23 protein-coding genes and 1 pseudogene are annotated in these 22462 nt (G+C 69.4%); 12 read left to right on the top strand and 12 right to left on the bottom strand.

Features of this window, described 5'->3' with window-relative positions; all coding sequences use genetic code 11:
* Positions 1 to 138: 138 nt before the first annotated feature.
* The 3 genes from MRS60_RS22085 to MRS60_RS22070 form a co-directional block, all read right to left on the bottom strand.
* Positions 139 to 711 (bottom strand): permease, encoded by a 573-nt coding sequence (locus MRS60_RS22085; protein ID WP_217587805.1) that lies wholly within the window; start codon positions 709 to 711, stop codon positions 139 to 141.
* A 197-nt stretch (positions 712 to 908) separates the two neighbouring features.
* Entirely contained in the window at positions 909 to 1883 is a 975-nt protein-coding gene (locus tag MRS60_RS22080) for a DMT family transporter (RefSeq protein WP_243566684.1), read from the bottom strand.
* Positions 1884 to 2174: 291 nt separating this feature from the next.
* The gene (locus MRS60_RS22070) at positions 2175 to 2969 is read right to left on the bottom strand and encodes an AraC family transcriptional regulator (protein ID WP_131946927.1); all 795 of its coding nucleotides are present in this window, start codon (positions 2967 to 2969) and stop codon (positions 2175 to 2177) included.
* A gap of 119 nt (positions 2970 to 3088) precedes the next feature.
* Here MRS60_RS22070 and MRS60_RS22065 point away from each other — a divergent pair, with 119 nt between their 5' ends.
* Both MRS60_RS22065 and MRS60_RS22060 read left to right on the top strand, forming a co-directional pair.
* Entirely contained in the window at positions 3089 to 3973 is an 885-nt protein-coding gene (locus tag MRS60_RS22065; protein ID WP_432207848.1) for a MoaF C-terminal domain-containing protein, read from the top strand.
* Positions 3970 to 4779: an SDR family oxidoreductase gene (locus MRS60_RS22060; protein ID WP_243566683.1), complete on the top strand. Its 810-nt coding sequence runs from the start codon at positions 3970 to 3972 to the stop codon at positions 4777 to 4779. Before MRS60_RS22065 ends, MRS60_RS22060 begins: the two co-directional genes overlap by 4 nt.
* A 98-nt stretch (positions 4780 to 4877) precedes the next feature.
* Here the strand turns inward: MRS60_RS22060 and MRS60_RS22055 are convergent, their stop codons facing one another.
* On the bottom strand, positions 4878 to 5585 hold the full coding sequence (locus MRS60_RS22055) for a dihydrodipicolinate reductase C-terminal domain-containing protein (protein ID WP_243566682.1): 708 nt from the start codon (positions 5583 to 5585) through the stop codon (positions 4878 to 4880).
* Positions 5586 to 5745: 160 nt separating this feature from the next.
* Here MRS60_RS22055 and MRS60_RS34970 point away from each other — a divergent pair, with 160 nt between their 5' ends.
* The 5 genes from MRS60_RS34970 (at position 5746) to creD (ending at position 10454) form a co-directional block, all read left to right on the top strand.
* Entirely contained in the window at positions 5746 to 5868 is a 123-nt protein-coding gene (locus MRS60_RS34970) for a hypothetical protein (RefSeq protein ID WP_279388975.1), read from the top strand.
* 106 nt (positions 5869 to 5974) lie between these two features.
* Entirely contained in the window at positions 5975 to 6688 is a 714-nt protein-coding gene (locus MRS60_RS22050; protein ID WP_243566681.1) for an SDR family NAD(P)-dependent oxidoreductase, read from the top strand.
* Positions 6689 to 6782: 94 nt separating this feature from the next.
* A complete protein-coding gene (gene creB, locus MRS60_RS22045; protein ID WP_243566680.1) occupies positions 6783 to 7493 on the top strand; it encodes a two-component system response regulator CreB in 711 nt (236 codons plus the stop codon).
* A 14-nt stretch (positions 7494 to 7507) separates the two neighbouring features.
* Entirely contained in the window at positions 7508 to 8959 is a 1452-nt protein-coding gene (gene creC, locus MRS60_RS22040; RefSeq protein WP_034180465.1) for a two-component system sensor histidine kinase CreC, read from the top strand.
* Positions 8960 to 9062: 103 nt separating this feature from the next.
* Positions 9063 to 10454, top strand: coding sequence for a cell envelope integrity protein CreD (gene creD, locus MRS60_RS22035; RefSeq protein WP_243566679.1), 1392 nt, complete (start codon positions 9063 to 9065; stop codon positions 10452 to 10454).
* Between the two features lie 73 nt (positions 10455 to 10527).
* On the opposite strand, the pseudogene MRS60_RS22030 reads toward creD, so the two are convergent.
* Positions 10528 to 10763 (bottom strand): annotated as a pseudogene (locus MRS60_RS22030) (Rid family hydrolase); the annotation flags it as partial.
* A gap of 76 nt (positions 10764 to 10839) precedes the next feature.
* Between MRS60_RS22030 and MRS60_RS22025 the strand changes: the two are divergent.
* Positions 10840 to 11046 (top strand): oxidoreductase-like domain-containing protein, encoded by a 207-nt coding sequence (locus MRS60_RS22025; protein WP_034180463.1) that lies wholly within the window; start codon positions 10840 to 10842, stop codon positions 11044 to 11046.
* 75 nt (positions 11047 to 11121) lie between these two features.
* Here MRS60_RS22025 and MRS60_RS22020 read toward each other — a convergent pair whose 3' ends face one another.
* Positions 11122 to 12582 (bottom strand): MFS transporter, encoded by a 1461-nt coding sequence (locus MRS60_RS22020; protein ID WP_243566678.1) that lies wholly within the window; start codon positions 12580 to 12582, stop codon positions 11122 to 11124.
* Between the two features lie 147 nt (positions 12583 to 12729).
* On the opposite strand from MRS60_RS22020, the gene MRS60_RS22015 reads away from it, so the two are divergent.
* Positions 12730 to 13602 (top strand): LysR family transcriptional regulator, encoded by an 873-nt coding sequence (locus MRS60_RS22015; protein ID WP_243566677.1) that lies wholly within the window; start codon positions 12730 to 12732, stop codon positions 13600 to 13602.
* Between the two features lie 65 nt (positions 13603 to 13667).
* Positions 13668 to 13988, top strand: coding sequence for a DUF7660 family protein (locus MRS60_RS22010; protein WP_152865561.1), 321 nt, complete (start codon positions 13668 to 13670; stop codon positions 13986 to 13988).
* 24 nt (positions 13989 to 14012) lie between these two features.
* Here MRS60_RS22010 and MRS60_RS22005 read toward each other — a convergent pair whose 3' ends face one another.
* On the bottom strand, positions 14013 to 14915 hold the full coding sequence (locus MRS60_RS22005) for a LysR family transcriptional regulator (RefSeq protein WP_243566676.1): 903 nt from the start codon (positions 14913 to 14915) through the stop codon (positions 14013 to 14015).
* A gap of 98 nt (positions 14916 to 15013) precedes the next feature.
* On the opposite strand from MRS60_RS22005, the gene MRS60_RS22000 reads away from it, so the two are divergent.
* Entirely contained in the window at positions 15014 to 15994 is a 981-nt protein-coding gene (locus MRS60_RS22000; protein WP_243566675.1) for an NAD-dependent epimerase/dehydratase family protein, read from the top strand.
* A 98-nt stretch (positions 15995 to 16092) separates the two neighbouring features.
* On the opposite strand, the gene MRS60_RS21995 is transcribed toward MRS60_RS22000, so the two are convergent.
* From MRS60_RS21995 to MRS60_RS21975, 5 genes are all read right to left on the bottom strand, one after another.
* Complete coding sequence (locus tag MRS60_RS21995) at positions 16093 to 16794, bottom strand: DUF2848 domain-containing protein (protein ID WP_243566674.1); 702 nt, start codon at positions 16792 to 16794, stop codon at positions 16093 to 16095.
* Between the two features lie 49 nt (positions 16795 to 16843).
* Positions 16844 to 18151 (bottom strand): MFS transporter, encoded by a 1308-nt coding sequence (locus MRS60_RS21990; protein ID WP_105392637.1) that lies wholly within the window; start codon positions 18149 to 18151, stop codon positions 16844 to 16846.
* A 95-nt stretch (positions 18152 to 18246) separates the two neighbouring features.
* The gene (locus tag MRS60_RS21985) at positions 18247 to 18939 is read right to left on the bottom strand and encodes a DUF4286 family protein (protein WP_243566673.1); all 693 of its coding nucleotides are present in this window, start codon (positions 18937 to 18939) and stop codon (positions 18247 to 18249) included.
* A 100-nt stretch (positions 18940 to 19039) separates the two neighbouring features.
* On the bottom strand, positions 19040 to 20086 hold the full coding sequence (locus MRS60_RS21980) for a LysR family transcriptional regulator (protein ID WP_243566672.1): 1047 nt from the start codon (positions 20084 to 20086) through the stop codon (positions 19040 to 19042).
* Between the two features lie 185 nt (positions 20087 to 20271).
* On the bottom strand, positions 20272 to 21063 hold the full coding sequence (locus tag MRS60_RS21975; protein WP_243566671.1) for an SDR family NAD(P)-dependent oxidoreductase: 792 nt from the start codon (positions 21061 to 21063) through the stop codon (positions 20272 to 20274).
* A 383-nt stretch (positions 21064 to 21446) separates the two neighbouring features.
* Between MRS60_RS21975 and ypfJ the strand changes: the two genes are divergently transcribed.
* Entirely contained in the window at positions 21447 to 22328 is an 882-nt protein-coding gene (gene ypfJ, locus MRS60_RS21970) for a KPN_02809 family neutral zinc metallopeptidase (RefSeq protein WP_217587786.1), read from the top strand.
* Positions 22329 to 22462 lie beyond the last annotated feature (134 nt).

The raw sequence follows: 22462 nt of genomic DNA, 5'->3' as shown, positions 1-22462 counted from the left end.
GTACTGCGGCCGTTCAAACGGCAAGTTTCCCCGCTTGTTGAACGGCAGATTGTGGCCGATCGCCGACAGTCTGCCCCGCGTTCCCCGGTAATCCACGATGAACATTTTTTGGACAGCGCGGCGTTGACGCCGGTGGCGTCACGCGCGTTCGACGAACGCGTAGCGGCCTTCGACCTTGCGCGGCGTAAACCAGCCGTAATCGGGGAACATCCGGTTGCGCACGAACCAGACGTAGCCCACCAGCACCAGCGTGACCGCGAGGCCCGGCAGCGCCGTCGACGGATCGCGCCCGAGCTCGGCGACGGTCTTCGGCAACTGCAGCAGCGACAGCAGGATGAACGCGTGATACGCGCCGACGCGATGGGTCGCGAAGCCCCAGATGAACAGCAGCGACAGCGGCACGGTCAGCGCGAGGAACACGACGACGAGGCCATTGCCGAGTGCGCCCGACACGCCAACGTCGCCGGCAGCGGCGGAGAAGTAATACGCGAGCATCAGGCTGATCGCCAGCTGGAGGGTGCCGAGCGCGACCAGGATCCAGGTGTGTACCTTGTTCTTGCGACAGCGTTCCGGATCGGGCCGCGACGCGATCAGGCTTGCGATCACGCGATCCTTGAGCCCCTGTCCGGACAGTTCGGCCAGCACGTCGGCCTTCCTCGTTCCCGCGGACAGCAGCACCGCGATTCTTGTTTTGGCATCCTTCCTGTTCATTGCTTGGCGGCTTGTTGTTAGATGGTTGTCAAAGGTTCCGGCCACGCGAATATTGCATCTTGTGCGGTGGTGCGCAACGGTTTTGCGGCGCGCGGACACATTCCTACAGTCGCCGACGGCTTTGCGAGAGTAGGGGGATCGACCGGCCATGTGACGGAAATGCGCGGCCGTCGTTTTTGCATGAGCGCGAGTTCGGGTCAGTCGGTGGCGGTTTGCGTCGACGGCGCGGGGCTGGCAGGCTGTATCGAGTTCACCGGCTTCGTATCGCGCGTGGTGGTATGCGCGGGCGGTTCGCGCCGCCGCGTCGCGCCGACGAGCATGCCCGCGACGACGAGCGCGATGCCGGCGACACGCGTGCCGGTCAGCGTTTCGTCGAACAGCGCGACCGCGAACAGCACGGCCGAGACCGGTGCGACCGCCGTGAACAGCGCGGCCTCGGTGCCGCTCGTGCGCGCAGAGCCGGCATACCAGCACAGGTAGCCGAGCACGGTCGGCACCAGCGCGTAGTAGGCGATCGCCGACACGGCGCCGACGGTCCAGCCGGTTGCCGCCGCGCGCCATTCGAACGCGGCCGGCACGAGAGCGAGCACGAAGCCGAGGCCAGACATCGCGGTGGACAGCGCGAGCGGCGGCAACGGTGCGGCAAGCCGTCGGTTCAGCAGGATGAAGACGGCTTCGCACGCGACGGCGGCCAGCACCAGCGCATCGCCGGCAAGCGTCTGGAGCGACGGCATCGTCTGGCCGGGCGCGAACGCGACGAACAGCACGCCGGCCGTGGCGAGCGCGGCGGCCACCCAGTCGCGCGGCGTCTGCCGCTCGCGCAGCACGACGGCCGCGATCAGCGTCGACATCGCCGGCAGCGTGCCGAGCATCACGCCCGCATCGAGCGGCGACGACAGCTTCGTGCCGCTGATCAGCAGCACCGTATAACCGACGCCGCCCGCCGCGGCCTGGATGACGAGCAGCACGGCGTCGCGCGGGGAAATGCGCGGCCAGCGCATTCGCTGCGCGCGCATCAGCGCGAACAGCAGCGGCGTCGCGATCAGGAAGCGCAGCGCCGTGGCCGCGAACGGCGGCAGGCCGCCGGCCGCGAGACGGCTCGCGATGACGGTGCTGCCGACGCCCGCCATCGCGGCGGCGAGATAGAGATAGCCAATCAGTCGTGTTTTCATGCGCGCATCGTCGCGTACGGCGACGGTGCGCGTCTTGAATGAAATTGCAGCGGGCGCGTGGGGATGCCGAGGGCGGTGCGTGGGGCCGCCTTGCGAGCATGCGTCAGTGTTAGCGTCTGCCGAAGCCGAAGCCGAAGCCGAAGCCGAAGCCGAAGCCGAAGCCGAAGCCGAAGCCGAAGCCGAAGCCGAAGCCGAAGCGGTAGCGGTAGCGGTAGCGGTAGCCGCAGCGTCAGCCACCATCGTCGACGCGGGACCCGCCTTCGATCGCCTTGCGCGCGGCCACCACCGGCGTCAACCGGCCTGCGTAAACCGCCCCGGCGTGATGCCGAACTGGCGCGCGAATGCGCGCGTCAGGTGGCTCTGATCGGCGAAACCGGCTTCGGCCGCGGCATCCGCGATCGGCAGGCCGCTGGCGAGCAGCGTGCGCGCCAGCCGCGCGCGCGACTGGATCAGGTACGCGTGCGGCGTGATACCGAGCTCGCGTGCAAACCCGCGCAGCAACTGGAAGCGGCTCACGCCGCTCAGGTCGGCCAGTTCGGCGAGCGAAACGGGCGCGGCCGGCGCCGCGTCCAGCCGTTCTCGGGCGACACGAATCGCCGGCGCGACGCCGGCCGCCGGCAGCGTGCGGTTCGCGTGCCGGGCGAGCAACCCTGCGACGAGCATCACGAGCGCCTCGTCGCGGGCGAGCGGCTGGGTTTCCCCGGCGACGATGCGCGCATGCAATCGGCCGACGGCGGCCGTGAGCCGCGCGTCGCGCACCGCCGGATGCGCAAGCTCGACGCCGCCGAGGCCTTCTTCCGCCGCGACGCCCGCGACCAGCGCGGGCGCGAGGTACAGCATCCGCCAGCGCCGGCCCGTGCCGGCATCGATCGGCGAGCCGTCGTGCATTTCGCCCGGGTTGACCATGATCGCGTCGCCGGCCAGCGCGTCGACCTGCCCGCGGCCGCTCCACGACCGGTGCGCACCGCTGACGATCACGCCGACCCCGAATTCGTCGTGCGCGTGGCGCGGAAACGCGCGGTCGGATTCGAGGCTGATTGCCTCGATGCCTTCGCCGGTCCGTCGGTAGTGGGTGACACGGTGCATGTGCGCTCCTCGCGCCGGCTGCGGCGCGGATCACGTGCACTTTAGCGCGTTCCGCCGCCGCGCGCCCTTCATCCTTTTGGCCGATACCGCGCGGCGCGCGCAGCCCGCACCATGTACACATGAGCAGCGTATACGGCCCGCCGGGCCTGAAGCTGCGCGGGAGGCGGCAGGTGGAACGACAGGATCCGGTATTCATTCAGGTTGGCGCGCTCGCGGACGGCTTCGCGCCGGAAGCGAACATCCTCGCGCCCGTCGACGCGCTCGCGGGGCGCACGCTGGCGCTCGGCGATGCATCGGGCGCGTGGCGCGTCTATACGTTCGAGCAAGGCGCGCTGCAGTGGCACGACGCGGCGACCGACACGGGCGGCCGCGAGCCGTGCCGCGTGACGCGGCTGCGCGACGCGCTGTACTTCGTCGACTACATCGACACGCCCGCCCGCGCGACGTCGGTCAGTCTCGTGATCGATCTCGACAGCGGCGTATGGACGTCGGTCGTCGGCGTGCTGCCGACCGAAGCCGACACGCGCATCGACGCGTTCACGCGCGTCGCGCGCGGGCTGCCGCTGACGGCCGTCGACGCGGCGTTCCGGCACGGCACGCTCGGCGGTCACGCACGGCCGGGGCCGCTGCACGGGCCGACGCGCGAACTGATCGGCAAGCGGACGATGTACCGCTACAGCCCGACCGAATGCTACGAGCACATCTACCTGAACGAGAACTTCTACGCGTGGCAGTGCCTGCAGGGCGTCGAAGGCGGGCTGGCCGACGTCGACCGCTGCCATTACTTCAGGATCGACGATGAGCTGTATCTGTTCGTGTGGCGCGAAAAGGTGGTGCCGACGCTCGGCGTCGTGCTGATCGACCTCGTGCAGTGCAAGACCGACGGCAAGATCTTCGGCTACCAGGGTGGTGATTTCGGCACGCTGTCGAACTTCCAGATCGGCGCCCATGCGCAGGTGCTGAACGAAACCGTGCATCCGCTCGGCGGCGAGGCGCAGCGATGAATGCCGTGCCGGGCAGCGGCCGCCTGCGTGCGGATTTCAGCGGGCGTGTCGTGCTCGTCACGGGCGCCGCGCAAGGGATCGGCGCGGCGATCGCGCGCCGTTTCGCGGAATCCGGCGCGTTCGTCGCGCTCGCCGACCTGAACGGTGGGGCCGCCACCGCGCAGGCCGATGCACTCGCCGGCGCGGGCGGCGCTGCACGCGCGTATCGGGTGGACGCCGCCAGCCGCGACGAATTGCGCGCGCTGGTCGCAGCGGTCGAGCGCGACGGCAGCCGGCTCGATGTCGTCGTCCACAATGCCGCGTATTTTCCGCTGACGCCGTTCGCGCAGATCGACGAGCCGATGCTCGAGCGGACGCTGTCGGTCAACCTGTCGGCGCTGTTCTGGCTCGCGCAGGCTGCGTTGCCGGCATTCGAGCGCGCGGGGGCCGGGCGGCTGCTCGTCACGTCGTCGGTGACGGGGCCGCGCGTCGCCTATCCGGGGCTCGCGCACTACGCGGCGTCGAAGGCCGGCGTGAACGGCTTCATTCGTGCGGCGGCGCTGGAGCTCGCGCGCCGCAACGTGACGGTCAACGGTGTCGAGCCGGGGATGATCCGCACGCCGGCGGCCGGCAATCTCGGCGACGCGTCGGTCGCGGCGCAGATCGCGCGCGACATTCCGCTCGCGCGGATGGGCGAGCCGGAGGACATCGCGAACGCGATGCTGTTTCTCGCCTCGGCCGATGCTGCGTACATCACGGGGCAGACGATCGTCGTCGACGGCGGCGCGACCTTGCCGGAGAGCGGTGCGGTGCTGGGAGACGCGTGACGGCGGTGTCGAACCGGCACCCGATGTGGCCGCGGCGGGACCGCGGCCGGCAGGTTCCTGTGGCGGCGCCGTCGCAGGCCCGCCGCACGTCGCCGCGACTACAGCCAGCCGTTGCGGATGAACTCGACGATCGAATAGCGGCGGTTCTCGAGATCGTGCTGGCGGACGGCCTCGACGATGCGCGACACACCATCCGCATAGGGCGTCGCACCGTACACGCGCGATTCGAACTGCAGGCTGCACGCGCCGTCGTCGATGCGTATCCGGTGAACCGCATGGCGGCCGAGCTGATCGTCGGGGATCGCGAATTCGCTGCGCTGCACGTCCGGGTCGCGCACCGAGCGGATGTCTTCCGGCCGCACGCCGAGCGACTGGCCGATGCCGACGGCCGTGCCGGGGACGGACGTCTTGCCTGCCTGATGCGACTCCGTCAGGCTGATCTCGCAGTCGCGAAACAGGTGGCCGCTGGTTTCCAGCATGCTCATGAACTTGAGCATCAGGATATTCGTGTTCGGACACAGCACGACCGGGAAGCCGTGCGTTCCGGTTTCGACGTCGGAGCCGGTAGACAGTTCGACGAGCGGCGACGCGGTGGCCTCGCAGAACGCGATCACGGCGGGGAGTTCGCGGCCGGAACCGGCATGCACGACGATCGATCGGGCGTCGCTACGTCGGGCGTCGCTACGTCGGGCGTCGGTTCGTGCACGGTCCGACCAAGGCATCACGCGACAGGTTGCCGGGTCGAGCTTGTGCGAGCCGAGCAGCTCATTGGCCAGCTTGCCGGTTCCAACGACGAGTACTTGCATGGGATTGACGGGTTGAGGTTCAGTATTTGATACGGGATCGGCGTAGGCGTCGGGTAGCCCGGCACGGCCCGGTCGCGGCACGCGCCACGCCGAACGGGCCTCGTGCATTATGCCCGGCTGTCCGCATGCGTGCCCGCCGGGCCTCGCGTGCGGAGTCGCGATGGCCCACGGCGTGTGGACCGCGTTCCGCTGCGCGATGCCGCCGGACTGGCGCCCTTGCGACCAGCGCGAAATGACGGAGGAACTGCGCCGCAGCTTCGTCGCCGCGCGCACGCAGGCGTGAACGGCGCTACGCTGTCGAAACGCCGGCCGCGCACGTCCGTGCCGCGGCCGGCATGACTCATGCATCACGCATCAACCACCCATCTTCGATCCAGGAGAGCACATCGATGGAACACGACCTGAAAGGCAAGGTAGTCGCGATCACCGGCGGATTCGGTCATTTGGGCGTCGCGACGGCCGCATGGCTGGGCCAGCGCGGCGCACGCGTCGCACTGATCGGCCGCGGCGCCGCGCCGGCTGCGCAGACGCTGCCCGGCGTGCCGGCCGACGCGCTGCGCATCGGCGGCATCGACCTCGTCGACCCGCAGGCCGCCGCACAGGCGCTCGAATCGGTAAACCGCGAATTCGGCCGGGTCGACGCGCTGCTGAACATCGCCGGTGCGTTCGTATGGCAGACGATCGCCGACGGCGACGCCGCCACGTGGGACCGCATGTACGAGCTGAACGTGAAGACCGCGCTGAACGCGTCGAAGGCCGCGCTGCCGTACCTGGTCGCGAGCCCGGCCGGCCGTATCGTCAACATCGGCGCGGGCGCGGCGTTCAAGGCCGGCGCGGGCATGGGCGCTTATGCGGCCGCGAAGGCCGGCGTCGCGCGTCTCACCGAGGCGCTGGCGGCCGAACTGCTCGACCGCGGCGTGACGGTGAACGCGATCCTGCCGAGCATCATCGATACGCCGCCGAACCGCGCGGACATGCCCGACGCGGATTTCACGCGCTGGGTCCGGCCGGAACAGATCGCGGCGACGATCGGGTTCCTGCTGTCGGCCGACGCACAGGCGATCACCGGCGCGTCGATTCCGGTGAACGGCCGCGTGGCGTAGCGCGCGCGGGCGGGGCTCGCCGCATTGCGGCTCGCGCCGCGGCCGGCCGTGCGTACAATGTCGCACCGGAAACGCGCGAGCCCAGACTGAGACCATGAATCAGCCCAAGATCCTGATCGTCGAAGATGAAACGGCGATCGCGGACACGATCGTCTATGCCCTCGGCACCGACGGCATGCAGACCGTCCACTGCACGCTCGGGCAGGCGGCGCTCGATCATCTGCGCGAGTCGCGCTTCGACCTGGTCGTGCTCGACGTCGGCCTGCCGGACCTCAGCGGCTTTGAAGTCTGCCGGCGGCTGCGCACGTTCACCGACGTGCCGGTCATCTTCCTGACCGCGCGGCACGACGAGATCGACCGGATCGTCGGGCTCGAAATCGGCGCCGACGATTACGTGGTCAAGCCGTTTTCGCCGCGCGAGCTGGCCGCGCGGGTGCGCGTGATCCTGCGGCGCTTCCACCGGGCGGCCGCGCCGCAAACGGCGCCCGCGCCGACAGATGCGCAGGCCGCGACAACCGCGCCGGGCTTCGTGCTCGACACCGACGGCGCGCGCGTGTCGTGGCTCGGCCACGCGCTGGACCTCACGCGCTACGAATTCGGCCTGCTGGCGTTGCTCGTCCGGCATCCGGGGCGCATCTATTCGCGCGAGCAGTTGATGGACCTCGTGTGGCACGAGGCGCTCGATTCGGCCGACCGCACGGTCGACACGCACATCAAGACGCTGCGCGCGAAACTGCGCGCGATCGATCCCGAGCGCGACCCGATCCGCACGCATCGCGGGATGGGTTATTCGCTGCAACCGTAACGACCGGCACCGCCATGCATATCGGCCTGCGCATCTTCTTCGGTTTTTTCCTGATCGTCGGTCTTGCCGCGCTGATCACGCTGCGCGTGTTCGTGCAGGAGGTGAAACCGGGGGTGCGCGAGGCGATGGAGGACACGCTCGTCGACGTCGCGCAGGTGCTGGCGACGCTGGCCGCCGCCGACATGGCGAACGGGCATATCGCCGACGGCGCCTTCGCGCGGCAGCTCGAAAAACTTCACGAGAACCCGGTCAGCGCGAACGTGTGGGGCATGCACAAGAACACGATCAGCTATCGCATCTACATCACCGATGCGCACGGCATCGTGCGCTACGACTCGACCGGCAGCGCAGTGGGGCAGGACTATTCGCGCTGGAACGACGTGTACCGGACGCTGCGCGGCGAATACGGCGCACGCAGCACGCGTGCCGATCCGAACGACGACAGTAGCACCGTGATGCACGTCGCGGCGCCGATCCGGCGCGGGAACGAGATCATCGGCGTGCTGACGATCGCGAAACCGAACCAGACGGTCGAGCCGTTCATCGTGCGCAGCCAGCGCAAGATCATGCTGTATGGCGCGTTGCTGATGGGCGGCGCGATCCTGATCGGCACCGCCTGCACATGGTGGCTGGTGCTCGGGCTGCGGCGGCTGCAACGCTATGCGCGCGCAATCGCGGCCGGCGAGCGCGCGGCGATGCCGCTGCAGGGCGCGAACGAGCTGGCCGAGCTCGGGCGCGCGGTGGAGAGCATGCACCAGCGTCTGGAGGACCGGCAGTACGTCGAAACCTACATCCACACGCTCACGCACGAGATGAAAAGCCCGCTGGCCGCGATCAGCGGCGCGGCGGAGCTGCTGCAGGAAGAGATGCCGGTCGCGAACCGGCGGCGCTTCACCGAAAACATCCGCCGCCAGGCCGGCCGACTCGAACAGATGATCCGCAAGCTGCTCGCGCTGGCCGAAGTCGAGCAGAAGCAGCGCCTGTCGGTACACGAGCCGGTCGCGCTGCTGCCGGTGCTCGAACAGCTCGTCGAGGATATCGAGCCGCGCGCGCGGCAGCGCGGCGTGAGCCTGCGGATCGACGCGAACGACGCTTCCGATCCGGCAGTCGTCGAAGGCGATCCGTTCCTGCTGCGCCAGGCGCTCGGCAACCTGCTCGACAACGCGCTGGATTTCGCGCCGCAACGCAGCACGATCCGGATCGCGCTCGAACGGCAGCCGGCGGGCAGGGCGCATGTCGCGGTCGTGCGCGTGACCGACGACGGCCCCGGCGTTCCCGACTACGCGTTGTCGCGCGTGTTCGAACGCTTCTATTCGCTGCCGCGCCCCGACGGGCAGGATCGCAGCACGGGCCTCGGGCTGTGTTTCGTCCGCGAAGTCGCGATGCTGCATCGCGGCCAGGTCGCGCTCGCGAACCGCGACGAAGGCGGCGCGTGCGCGACGCTCACGCTGCCGTCGCCGGGCTGAGCGCGCTTCACGCTCGCCACACATTCGCTTCACACCGGCTTCAATCGCCGTTCACCGGGCCCGCTCATGCTGACCGCATCTTCCACTCCGGTATCCGTCAGCAATGAATCGAGTCCTGTTGTTCAAGTCCGTGATCACCGCGTTTCTCGCGCTGTCGATCCTGATCCCGCTGCACATGGTTCAAAGCATCGTGCGGGAACGTGCGGAGTATCGCGAGAGCGCATTGCAGAGCATCTGGGCGAGCTACGCCGGGCCGCAGACGGTGACGGGCCCGGTGCTCGTCGTGCATTACACGGAAGTCACGCGCGTGCGCGACGACACGCCGGCCGGAGGCGCGGCGAAAACGAGCCTGAGAAGCGAGACGAAGCGCCTGCTCGTGTTTCCGAAGACGTTGAACGTCGACGGTACGCTCAAGGTCGACGTGCGCTATCGCGGCATCCACAAGGCGCTCGTGTACGGGCTGGATAGCCGGCTGACGGGCACGCTGGCGCTGCCGGACCTGAAGAAGCTGCCGCAGGCCGACGGCCACGTGAGCTTCGCGGTCGACAGCGCGTATGTCGCGATCGGTATCGGCGATATTCGCGGGCTGAAGGCGCAGCCCGACCTGCGCCTCGGCGGCAAGCGGTTCGACGTGGAGCAGGGCACGCGGCTGGACAGCCTGCGCCAGGGCGTGCACGCGAATATCGATCTCGCGGCGCTGGCGGACGCAAACGCAGGGGCTGTCGTGCCGTTCAGCATCGGCCTGCCGCTGGCGGGCGCGGAATCCGTCGCGTTCGCGCCGGTGGCCGACCAGAACGATTTCTCGCTGAAATCGACGTGGCCGCATCCGAGCTTCGGCGGCGCGTTCCTGCCGGGCGAGCGCACGATCGATGCGCAGGGTTTCACCAGCAACTGGCACGTGACGTCGTTCAACACGAAGGCGCGCGAGCAGGTCGCGACCGGCAACGGGGAGGGTGCGATCGAGATGGCGTCGGTATCGGTGATCGAACCTGTGAACGTCTATCTGCAGGCCGAACGCGCGACGAAGTACGGTGCGCTGTTCGTGATGCTCACGTTCGCGAGCTTCTTCATGTACGAACTCGCGAAGCGGCTGCGCATTCACCCGATCCAGTACCTGCTGGTCGGCCTGTCGCTCGCGCTGTTCTTCCTGCTGCTGCTGAGCCTGTCCGAGCACATCGCGTTCGGTCATGCGTATCTCGCGGCGAGCGGCGCGTGCATCGGGCTGCTCGGCTTCTACCTGTCGTTCGTGCTGCACAGCGTGAAGCGCGGCGCGACGTTCGCGGCGCTGCTCGCGATGCTGTACGCGGCGCTCTACGGGCTGCTGCTGTCGGAGGACAACGCGCTGATGCTCGGTTCGCTGCTGCTGTTCGCGATCCTCGCCGGCATCATGACGCTCACGCGCCGTATCGACTGGTATGCGCTCGGCGCCGCGTGGCAGCCGCTGGGCGACAAGTCGGGCGCGGATGCCGTGAAGCCGGGCGCGCCGGCGAAGTAAGCGCGGGTTTCACGTGCGCTGCCGGCCGGGTACGCCCTGGCCGGCGCGCAACGCAGCGTGGGACGGCCGCGATTCACGCGTGAGGCGACCGCCCGCGAAACCGCACCAGCGGAATTTCGGCGACGGCCGCGATCTCGATCAGCAGATCCGGATGGCAGAGACGCTCGACCTGGACCACCGTCGTCACCGGACCGGACCGGACCGGACCGGACAAGGCTCGGCGAAGCAGGTGTTGCGGATATCGCCGGCCTGCATGAACGCATCGATGTCGGTCGCGTGATGGACGAGCGAGATCACATCGCGCATCTGCGGACGGATGTGACGCTGCCGGCAGGCCGGGCGGCATCCCCTTATACTGGACGTACTTCGTCATTCGATCTTCGCCGTGCCCACGCCTGCCCCCACCGATCCATCCGATCCGTCCGCCGACGATCCCCGCCCGATTCCGCCCGAACAGCCTGAACTGGAAGACTGCTGCAACAGCGGCTGCTCGCCGTGCGTCTTCGACCTGTACGACGAAGCGCTGGCGCGCTATCGCGTCGAGCTGGCCGAGTGGGAAGCGCGGCAGGCGCAACGCAAAAAACACCGATGAGTCGAATGCCGGCGAGCGGCTGCGCATTCACCTTTCCGCCGCAGATCCCGTCGGCGGTGCGATCCACGCCCCGCGTCACGCACCTGCATGCAGCCTCCGATGCAGCGGCCCGAGCGCGGTCGACAGTGCGATGCACGCAAGCAATACGACCGTCAGCGTGAACATCGACGTCCGGAACCCCTGCACGTAATCGAGCGCGACCGGACGCACGCCGAGCCGCGCGAAGAACACGCCGCCGATCGTCGCGGCGCCGACGGCCGCGCCGATCTGCAGCATTGCGCTGACCATTCCTGACGCGACGCCCGCGCGGGCCGCATCGACTTCCGCGAGCACGATCCGCACGACCGACGGCAGCACGAGGCCTTGCCCGATGCCGATCGCCGCGATGCCCGCGTAGAAGCCGGGCCCCGGCGCGCCTTCGCGGGCGAGCGCGGCGGCGGTCGCGACGCCTGCGGCGAGCATGACGAAGCCGAGCGTCAGCACGCGATAACCGCCGAACCGGCCGACGAGGCGCGGCATCAGCAGCGGGCTCGCGAGGAAGCCGAGCCCGAGCGGCAGAATCGCGAACCCGGACGCGAGCGGCGACCAGTTCAGGCAGCCCTGCAGATAGATCCCGTAGCTAAGGAAGAATGCGCTCAGCGTGTAGAACAGGAACGCGAGCATCAGACCGAGCGCGACGACCGGGTTGCGGAACAGGCGCACGTCGAGCAGCGGATCGCGGCCGCGCGCGAGTCGGCCCGCTTCGACCGCCAGCAGCGCACCGAGCATCGGCAGCGCGCCGACGACGCACGCGATCATCCACAGCGGCCAACCGGCCTCGCGGCCCTGCGTGAGCGGATACACGAGCATCAGCAGGAACAGCGACATCAGCACCGTGCCCGGTACGTCGATGCGCTGGCCGCGCGGCGGCCGGTTTTCCGGGATGAAGCGCCAGCTGCCGATCAGCGCAAGGATGCCGATCGGCAGATTGACGAGGAAGATCGCGCGCCAGCCGAGTCCGAACGGATGCAGGCTGATCAGCGCGCCGCCGCCGAGCTGGCCGATCACGGCCGCGAGGCCGAACGCGAAACCGTAGAAGCCCATCACGCGCACCTGTTCCTGCGGGCTGAACACGCTGCGGATCGTCGCGAGCACCTGCGGTGCGAGGATCGCGGCGAACAGGCCCTGCAGCACGCGGCCGCCGACGAGCACCGCGCCGCTGCCGGCGAGCCCGCACAGCGTCGACGCGAGCACGAAGCCGGCCATGCCCAGCATGAACATGCGCTTGCGGCCGTACAGGTCGCCGAGGCGGCCGCCCGTGATCTGCACGACCGCGTTCGCACACGCATAGGCCGACACGACGAGCTGGAGCTCGGCCGGGCGCGCGCCGATGCCGTCGCGGATGGCCGGCAGCGCGAGATTCACGATGAAGTAGTCGAGCGGCGGCAGAATGGCGCCGACCAGCAGGACCACGAGCGCCCAGCCGTGATGGCTGCGCGGCGTCGCCGCGGCAGCCGCGCCGGCCGGCGCGCAGGGGGCAAGGGTGGGGTTCGTCATGAACGAAGGGTCCGAAAAGTATGAGGGCCGTATGCGCGAACGGCGCGGGCCGGCCATTGACCCCGTATTCTGGATGCGGTCAACGAATCGGAAAAGCGGGAAAGAGTGGTAGCATCCATCGGGTTAATCGATGGATGGAGAACGGCGATGCGCGGTTTCGACCTGGACCAGTTGCGCACTTTCGCGGTGGTCGCGGACGCCGGCAGCCTGACGGCCGCCGCGCCGCTGCTGCATTTGTCGCAGTCGACGGTCAGCGAGCAGGTGCGCAAGCTCGAATTGCGCGCCGGCATGCCGCTGTTCGTGCGCAGCAAGCGCGGCGTCGAGCCGACGCCGGCCGGCACGCGGCTGCTGCAGCACGCCCGGCGCATCGTCGCGCTGAACGAGGCCGCGTTCGACGAGCTGCGCGGGCAGGCGATCAAGGGCGAGCTGCGCGTCGCGATCACCGACTATTACCGGACGAATGAAGTCGCGGGCCTGCTGGCGCGGCTGCGGGAGTGCTACCCGCAACTGAGCCTGCACGTGAGCGCGATGAAGAGCGTGGACATCGAGGCGGCGCACGCGAGAGGGCAGATCGATCTCGGCGTCGTGATGAACCTGTCGAGCGGGCCGTTCCGGCCGGCGTCGGCCGACACGCGCTGGGTGCTGCGGCGCGAGCCGCTGTCATGGGTCGCGTCGCCGGCGCTGGTCGAGCAATTACCCGAGCCGCTGCCGCTCGTGCTGCTGCCGGACGACTGCATGATGCATCAGATCGCGGTGCGCTCGCTCGACGAGCAGCACACGCCGTACGTGCTCGTGCACAGCGCGTCGGGTGTCGCGGGGCTGCAGTCGATGCTCGCGGCGGGGCTCGGTGTCGGCTGCCTGTGCGCGTCGGCGATCGGCGACGGCATGATGCGGCTCGGCGCGAAATACCGTCTGCCGCCGCTGCCCGACGCGGTGTTTTCGCTGACGCCGCCGATGCCGGGCGAACGCGAAACCGTCACGCAGGCGCGCGAGGTGCTGTCGCGGCAATTGCTGATGTAGAAACGCGCCGCGCGACAGGCAGCGGCGCGTATTCGAGAGACGCGGGAGAGGGCCTACGCATGAGCATGAACGACGAACTGAAGCAGCAGATGGCCGACAGGCTGCAGGACGCGTTGGAGCGGGTGGTCGACGAGCGCTCGCTGATCCATTTCCTGCGCGTGCTCGGCCATGACTGGAACACGGAGCGGCAGCTCGAAGCCGACGTGCCGCCGTCGCCATACGCGCGCGCCGCGCTCGGCTGGGAAAACCGCTCGATCGGCGAGTACCTGGAGGCGATGGTCGACTGGGCCGAAGCGTCGGAGGACGGGCTGCGCTTCTACGACGTGCCCGACAATCCGTGGCGGCGCATCGCGGACATCCTGTTCGCCGGGAAAATCTACGAGTAGTACCGTCCGGGCGATTCGCGCCTTTTACTCGGCAGTTTCTCCGTCGGCATACGCGCGCAGCCCGTCCGCCAGCGCATCGAATACGGCCCGGCAGCGCGGGCTCGTCCGCAGGTCCTCATGCATCACGACCCAGGTTTCCAGCTTCATCGCGGGCCCGTCCGGCAGCACGCGCACGAGCCTCGCGTCGCGCTTCGCGAGCCCCGTCTGGCAGAAACCGACGCCGTAGCCGGCGCGGATCATCGCGAGTTGCGCGAGGTTGCTGTCGGTGCGCAGCGCGAACGCATCGCGATTCCACAACGGCATCCCGCGCCCCGCCGAGCGGATGAACGGCGTGACCGTATCGAAGCCGATCAGCGCGTGATGCGCGAGTTCGTCGATCGTCGCGGGCGCGCCGTTGCGCGCCACGTAGTCGTCGCGCGCATACAGCCCGACCTCGATCGCGCCGACGCGCCGCGCGACGAGCGCGTCCTGCGCGGGCGGCGCCATCCGCACCGCGATGTCGGCTTCGCGGTTCAGCACGTCCTGGATGCGGTCGGTCGGCACCAGTTCGATGACGAGCCCCGGATGATCGCGCCGCAATTGCGCGAGCATGGGCGGCAGCACCTCGACGGCGATCACGTCGCTGGCCGAGATCCGCACGGTGCCGCGCACGCCGGCGCCGTGGCTCGCGGCCGCGCGCTCGAACGCGGCCGCCGCGCTGCGCAGCGCCTCCGCATGGCCGCGCAGTGCGAGCGCCGCCTCGGTCGGCAGCAGGCCCGACGGCGAGCGCGTGAACAGCGTCTGGCCGAACGCGGCCTCGAGCGCCGCGACGTGGCGGCCGGCCGTCGGCTGCGTGATGCCGAGCGCGCGCGCCGCGCCGGACAGCGAGCCTTCCGTCAGCACCGCGAGGAAGGTGCGGTAGCGTTCCCAGTTCAGATCGGTGGTCATGCATAAATGTATAGCTGATATCCGATGTTAGACAATTCCTTGTTAGCTGTCGGCGCGCCAGAATGCATCTCACGACGATTCATTCACGGAGAGCGGCGATGACGACGAACGCAGGCGGGACGCAACGACAGGCACTCGTGCTCGGCGCGAGCGGCGGGATTGGCGGGGAAGTCGCGCGGCAGTTGCGCGATGCCGGCTGGCAGGTGCGTGCGCTCAAGCGCGGGCTCGACGCCGAAGTCGTGGAGCGCGACGGCATCACCTGGATGCGCGGCGACGCGCTGGATCGCGAGGCGGTCGTGCGAGCCGCGCGCGGCTGCAGCGTGATCGTGCACGCGGTGAACCCGCCCGGCTACCGGAACTGGCCGACGCAGGTGCTGCCGATGATCGACAACACCATCGCGGCGGCGACGGTGGCGCAGGCGACCGTCGTGCTGCCCGGCACGGTCTACAACTACGGCGCCGACGCGTTTCCGGTGCTGCGCGAAGACGCGCCGCAGCATCCGGCGACCCGCAAGGGCGCAATCCGCGTCGAACTGGAGCGGCGGCTGCAGGAAGCGACCGCGCAGGGCGTCCGCACGATCATCGTGCGCGCGGGCGATTTCTTCGGGGTGCGTGCCGGCAACAACTGGTTTGCGCAGGGGCTGATCAAGCCGGGGCGGCCCGTCTCGACGATTCGCGTGCCGGGGCGGCCGGGCGTCGGCCATCAGTGGGCGTATCTGCCGGACGTCGCGCGCTCGATGGTCGAACTGATCGAGCGGCGCGACACGCTGGAGCCGTTTGCCCGCTTCCATTTCGGCGGGCATTGGGACGCGGACGGCACGCAGATGGCCGAGGCCATCAGTCGCGTGGCGCAGCGGCACGGAATGCGGCCTGCGGTGCGGCGCTTTCCGTGGTGGCTCGTGTGGGCCGCGGCGCCGTTCGTCACGACGCTGCGCGAGATGCTGGAGATGCGCTATCTGTGGCGCGAGCCGCTCAGGATGGACAACGCGCGGGTGACGGCGGTGCTCGGCCGCGAGCCGTTGACGCCGCTCGATACGGCGGTGGAGGCGACGCTGGCGGGGTTGGGTTGCTTGCGGTGAACGGCGGCGCGAGAGGCGGAGGCCAACGAAACGTGTCGGCACGAAAGCATGTGTGCAGAGCCTTTCACTTCGGCATCCGTCAGGCCCGCCGTCCCCCGTCACGCCACGATCGGCAACACCTCGACCGCATACCGGTGCCGAAGGCTGCGCCCGAGCACCGGATCATGCAGTTCCATCTCGAACGCGTCGCCGTCGCCCATCGCGGCGATCGAGCCATGCACGGCGACGGTGCCGCCATACATCGCGCAGCGCGCGGGCATCGTGCAGCGGTCGTCGAAGCGTTGCCACAGTGCGTCCGGCGCGAGCAGGCCGCTGACCGCGCCGTGCTGATATTCAATGCGTTCGCCGTCACGCGCGATCAACCACGAACGCATCTCGATTGCATCCCAGTGATCGGCGATATCCGCGTAAAGCCACGCGTCGCACCCGAGCGGCTTCGCGCACACCTGTTTCGACACCGCGACGCCGTACGCCTCGACTTCGCGATCCGTATGATCGGAGCCGACCGTGACCAGCGTGCCGGCCGGGCTGTCGACCAGCACGCATTCGATCTCGCCGCCCGAGCGTGCACCGAGTACATCGATCGACGGCGCCTGCGTCAGCAGCGTGGACGACACGCGATAGAAGCACGGCGTGGTCGACGGCGGCGCGACGCCGAGCGCCGCGAGTTCGTCGATGTGCGCGCGGATCGCCGCCGGATCGCGGCCGGCCCAGCCGGCAATCACGACGCGCTCGATCTCGACGTCGACGGAAGCCGGCGCGCGCTGCAGGGAAATCATGTTGAACGACAGGGCTTGCATGCAGATATCCGTTTGAAGTGCGAAGGAATGAATCGGCTTGCGGCGGCGCTCATTCCGCGAGCGGCCGGTGCGCGGTCTCGCGTGCGGCGAGGAGTGCGATCGAGGTGACGACGAGCGCGGCGGTGACGTACAGCGACACGGCCGTCGTCGTACCCGTCTGCCGGAACAGCGTGGCGATCACGAGCGGCGCGAAGCCGCCGCCGACGATGCCGGCGAGCGTGTACGCGAGCGACGAGCCCGCATAGCGCACGCGCGTCGGGAACTGTTCGGTCACGAATGCGCCTTGCGGGCCATACATCACCGCATGGATCACGAGGCCGATCGCGACGGCCGCGACGATCGCACCGGGGCGCGCCGAGTCGAGCATCACGAAGAACACGAACGCCCACACGACACCGGCGATCGCGCCGGCGAGATAGACGGGCCGGCGGCCGAAGCGGTCCGACAGCGCGCCGAAGAACGGCACCGCGAGCGCGTTGCAGGCCGTGCCGACCATCACGGCCGTCAGCGCGACGGGGCGCGACAGGTGCAGCACGGTCGTCACGTAGGTCAGCGTGAACACGACGATCAGCGCATACAGCACGTCCGAGCCGATCCGTGCGCCGCCCGCGATCAGCAGGCGCCGCCAGTGGTACTTCAGCACGTCGGCGACGGGCACCTCGGCGGTCGCGTGCGATTCGGCGAGCTGCTCGAACTGCGGCGTTTCGTCGACGCCGCGCCGCAGCCAGAAGCCGAACACGACGAGCAGCGCGCTGGCCGCGAACGGCACGCGCCAGCCCCACGACAGGAAGTTCGCGGACGTGGTCGACAGCGTCACGAGCGCGATGCAGCCGGTGCCGAGCAGCGTGCCGAACGACGGGCCCATCTGCGTCCACGACGCGGACAGCCCGCGCCGGTTCTGGTCGCCATGCTCGACCGACAGCAGCACCGCGCCGGCCCATTCGCCGCCGAGTGCGACGCCCTGCACGAAGCGCAGTGCGACGAGCAGGATCGGGCTCAGGATGCCGGCCTGCGCATAGGTCGGCAGCGCGCCCATCAGCGCGGTCGTCACGCCCATCAGCACGAGCGTGAGCATCAGCACCGCGCGGCGGCCGATGCGGTCGCCGAGATTGCCGAACACGAAGCCGCCGAGCGGGCGCGACACGTAGCCGACCGCATAGGTCGAGAACGCGAGGATCGTGCCGGCCAGCGGATCGACCGAAGGGAAGAACAGGTGGTTGAAGACGAGCGCGGCGAGCGTGTTGTAGATCGTGAAGTCGTACCACTCGAGCGACGTGCCGATCATGCTCGCGGTCGCGAGTCGGCTGGTGCGGACGCGGCGGGGCGCGTGGGCGGCGGGCTGGGCGAGAGTGCTCATGGGTTCGGGCCTGTCGTGACGGAGAACGGGATCAAGCGCGGGGCCGACGCGTCGGCCGCGTGCGGGGGCTGGTGCGGCGCGGCCGGCGTCGGCGTTCAGGCAGGCAGCGCGGCGGCGGCCGGCTCTGCTTCTGCTTCGGCGTCGCGGCGCGCAACCTGCAGCGGCGCGGCGGCGCGCCACAGCAGGTCGAAGGTGCGTACGTCGTCGTGCCCGGCGAGTGCGGCGGCCACGCGGCGCGTCGCGGCCGCGTCGCTGCCTTCGATCAGCGCGAGCGCGTCGGCGGCCGGGCGGGCGGCCGCATCGGCGCCGATCGGCGCGGACAGGTCGGGCGCGGTGCAGAAGAGTCGCGCCGCGTGAATGCCCGGTTCCTGCATGGCGGCGTCGAAGCGCTCGCGCAGTTGCGGCACGTCGATGCGTTCCGGCGGCAGCACGAACAGCGCGAGTTGCGCGCCTTCGCCGTCGCCGGCCTCGATCGTCAGTTCGCCGACGCGCCGCTGCGTGCCCGTCATGCGTTCGAAGTTCGCGAGCGACCACGCGGTCTGCTGCGTGAACGCGCGCCGGTATGCGTCGCTGCGGAACACGTCGAGCGTGTCGGTCACGTACAGCGCGAGGTACTGGCGCGGACCGCCGTCGTTCGCGCGAAAGCGCCGCGCATGCGTGAAGCCGGGAATCGCGACACGTTCCTGCATGTGTTCGCGGTCGTACCACGCGTTGAAGTCGGCTTCGTGCGCGGGATCGATATCCGTCCAGACGCAAAGCTGGCCGTGCGGAAGGGGAAGACGGGTCATCGCGGGGTTCCTCGTGACGGGGGATGTCAGGAACCGCAGTGTCCCGAAGACGGGCCGCGCCCGTCCAACAAGAAAACAAATTCGCGGTGAACAGGTTTTCTTATGAGCGGCGCGGGCGGCGTTTGGCCGGGGCGGCGGCGGGCGGCGCGGATTTCGCCGTGCGCTTCGCAGTTGCCTTGGTATTTTTCTTTGTTTTGGCCGTCGTACGGGCGGGCGATGCGTCGACGGGTTCTGGGCTGGCCGCTGCAGCCGGTTTCGCGATGCTCGCGGCGGCCGGCATTGCGCGCGCGATCTCGCTCGCCAGTTCCGCGATGCGTGCGGCGACCGGCAGGCCCTGGCTGCGGTATGTTGCGACGAGCGGCAGCGCGGGGAATTCGGGTTCGACGTCGAGCAGTTCGAGCGTGCCTTCGTGCAGCTCGCGACCGATGATCGCGGGCGGCAGCGCGGCCACGCCGAGGCCGTCGGCGACGAGGCGGATCATCGCGGCGACCGACGTGATGCAGTTGATGCTGGCCGGACGTTCGACGGCCGCGAACAGCCGCTCGATCGTCGCGTGCGGACCCGAGTGGCGCGAGAAGCTGATGATCGGAAATTCCGCGAGGCGCGCGACGTCGAGCGGCTGGCCGCCGAGCCCGAGGCGCGGGCTTGCTGCCCAGCGCACCGGGAATTCGCACAGCGGCAGGTTCGTGAAATCGGGGCCCGGCACCGGGTCGGTCTGCAGGATCAGGTCGACGCCGTCGGTGCTGAGCAGGCGAGTCAGGTGCAGCGTGGTGTCGCTCGTGATCTCGACGTCGAGCCGCGGATAGCGCTCGCGCAGTTGCGCCATCAGCGCCGGAAACCAGCTGTGCACGATCGATTCGATCACGCCGATCCGGATCAGGCCGGCATCGCTCGCTGCGTCGATGTCGCGCCGCATTTCGCCGTCGAGCCGCACGATCCGCTCGGCATAGGCCAGCATGCGGCGGCCCGCGGGCGTGAGCGTGGCCGAGCGCGTGTTGCGGTCGAACAGGCGCACGTCGAACGCCTCTTCGAGCGACGCGATGCGGCTTGATACCGCAGCTTGTGTCGTGTGCAGTTTTTCAGCGGTCAGCCGGAAGTTTTCCAGCTTCGCGAGCCAGACGAAGGTTTCAAGAAACCGGATGTTCATCGAAGTCCGAACGGTGAGGCGGTGCCGGGCGGGGCGGCGGGATCGATCGATGGTAGCGGATTTTTGGAGCGGGAAACGAGCTGACGGTGCGATGAGCGTGCCGCAGCGGGCGTCGGAGTGCCGGAAGATGTTGCACGGAACGCCGCCCGCAGCGACGCATCACGCGGGCGGCATGCCCCCGCGCCTCAAAGCTTGTCGAATGCGAGCGTCGGCACGTCGACGACCATCGCACCGCCGTCCGCGACGAGCGTCGCGCCGGTCACGAACGATGCGTCGGGCGACGCGAGGAACGCGCACACGGCCGCGATTTCGTCCGGATCGGCCGCGCGCCGTAGCGGCACGTCGGTGCTGACGCGTGCATACGCATCGTCGAGCGTGTCGCCATGCGCGGCCATTAGCGGTTCCATTTCCGCGTCGGCCATCGGCGTGCGAACCCAGCCCGGACACACGGCGTTCGCGCGCACGCCGTGCGGACCGTAGTCGCGCGCGAGCGACCGTGCGAGCCCGAGCAGCGCGTGCTTGCCGACCGTATAGCCGCATACGCCGGGCCCGGCCGCGAGCGCCGCGATCGACGCGACCAGCACGATGCCGCCGCGCTGCGCGATCAGGTCGGGCAGGCACGCACGCGCGCTGACGAATGCGGTGTCGAGGTTCGCGTGCATTGCGTCGCGCCACTGCGCGTCGCCGGTTGCGTCTGCGCGGCCGATGCCGTGGCCGCCCGCGCACGCGACGAGCGCGTCGACGCGGCCGAAGCGTTCGGCGATTCGCGGCAGGAAGCCGGCCCAGTCGGCGCTGCTCGCGGCGTCGCCGGCGAGCGCGAGGCCGCCCGTCTCGGCGGCCAGCGCGTCGAGCGGCGCCTGACGCCGCCCGATCAGCACGACGCGGTCGCCGCGGCTGGCGAAGCGGCGCACGCACGCGGCGCCGATGCCGGTGCCCGCACCGGTGATCGCGATCGTGCGGGGCTGTGGATGCGTCATGTCGTTCTCCGGAAGGGTGTCGTTTCCGGTCACTTTAGGCGGAGCGGGCGAGCGCCGGTATCAGCCGAAAGGATGAATGCGGACGGCGCCCGGTCGCCGGAACGGTCATGGCCCATTTTGCAAAAGCTGACGATGTCCGGCGCCGAATCGCTCTATCCTGCACATTTTTGGGATAAGTCGCGAAAGCCCGGCAAAATAGCGCGGGCGAGCATGCGTATCGACGCGCGGCGCGTTGGCCGGCCGATTCCGTCGTTCGGGCGGAGCGGCAGGCCGGCGAGATCGGCGCGGGCATCGTGTCTGCCGATGGATCGTGTTGCCACGGCGTATCGCCCGGTTGCGCGCTGGCGCGGCCGGACCATCGACAAGAACAGGGAGAGCCGGCAATGAGGCTGGACGACGAAAGAGAAAGCATGAACGTCGAGGACCGCCGCGGCGCCGGCGGTTTCGGCGGCGGGCGCGGCGCGACGATCGGCATCGGCACGATCGTGGTTGCGCTGGCCGCGTCGTATTTCTTCGGGATCGACCCGCGCGTGGTGCTCGAAGGCGCATCGGCGCTGCAGGGCCGCCAGCAGCAGGCGCAGCCCGCGCCGGCACAGCGCCAGGGTGCGCCGGCGAACGATCCGGGCTCGGTGTTTACGCGCAAGGTGCTCGGCAATATCGAGCGCACGTGGTCGGGCGTGTTCAACACCCAGTTGCATGGGCAGTACGAACCGCCGAAACTCGTGATGTTCACGAACTCGACGCCGACCGCATGCGGCACGGGCCAGACGGCGATGGGGCCGTTCTACTGTCCGGCCGACCGCAAGGTGTATATCGATCTCGGTTTCTACGACGAACTGCGCAAGCGTTTCGGCGCGGGCGGCGATTTTGCGCAGGCTTACGTGATCGCGCACGAAGTCGGCCATCACGTGCAGAACCTGCTCGGCATTTCCGACAAGGTCGACGCGGCGCGCAGGCGTTCGAGCCAGGCGCGCGCGAACGCGCTGTCGGTGCGGATGGAACTGCAGGCCGATTGCTTCGCCGGCGTGTGGGCGAACAACGCGCAGCGTGCGAACCAGCGGCTGATGGAGCCCGGCGATTTCGAGCAGGGGCTGAAGGCGGCCGCCGCGATCGGCGACGATCGGCTGCAGCAGCAAGGGCAGGGTTATGTCGTGCCGGAAAGCTTCACGCACGGCAGCAGCGACCAGCGCGTGTACTGGCTGCGGCGCGGAATGGAAGCGGGCGAGGTGAGCGCCTGCGACACGTTCGCCGCGAACGCGCGCTGACAGAGGGCGCGCGCGCCGTCGCGCGCCCGCATCGTCCCGGCCACACCGGCCGAATCCGCCAGACCGGGACGATTTGCCGATTTGTGCTCACCGGCGCTTTTCGGCGCCGGTAGGCTGGCCCGAACCTAGACGCG

It is taken from the genome of Burkholderia pyrrocinia, from assembly GCF_022809715.1.
GTDB lineage: Bacteria > Pseudomonadota > Gammaproteobacteria > Burkholderiales > Burkholderiaceae > Burkholderia > Burkholderia pyrrocinia_C.
The sequence above is the reverse complement of the archived record's forward strand: the minus strand, read 5'-3'. Positions and strand labels throughout refer to the sequence as shown.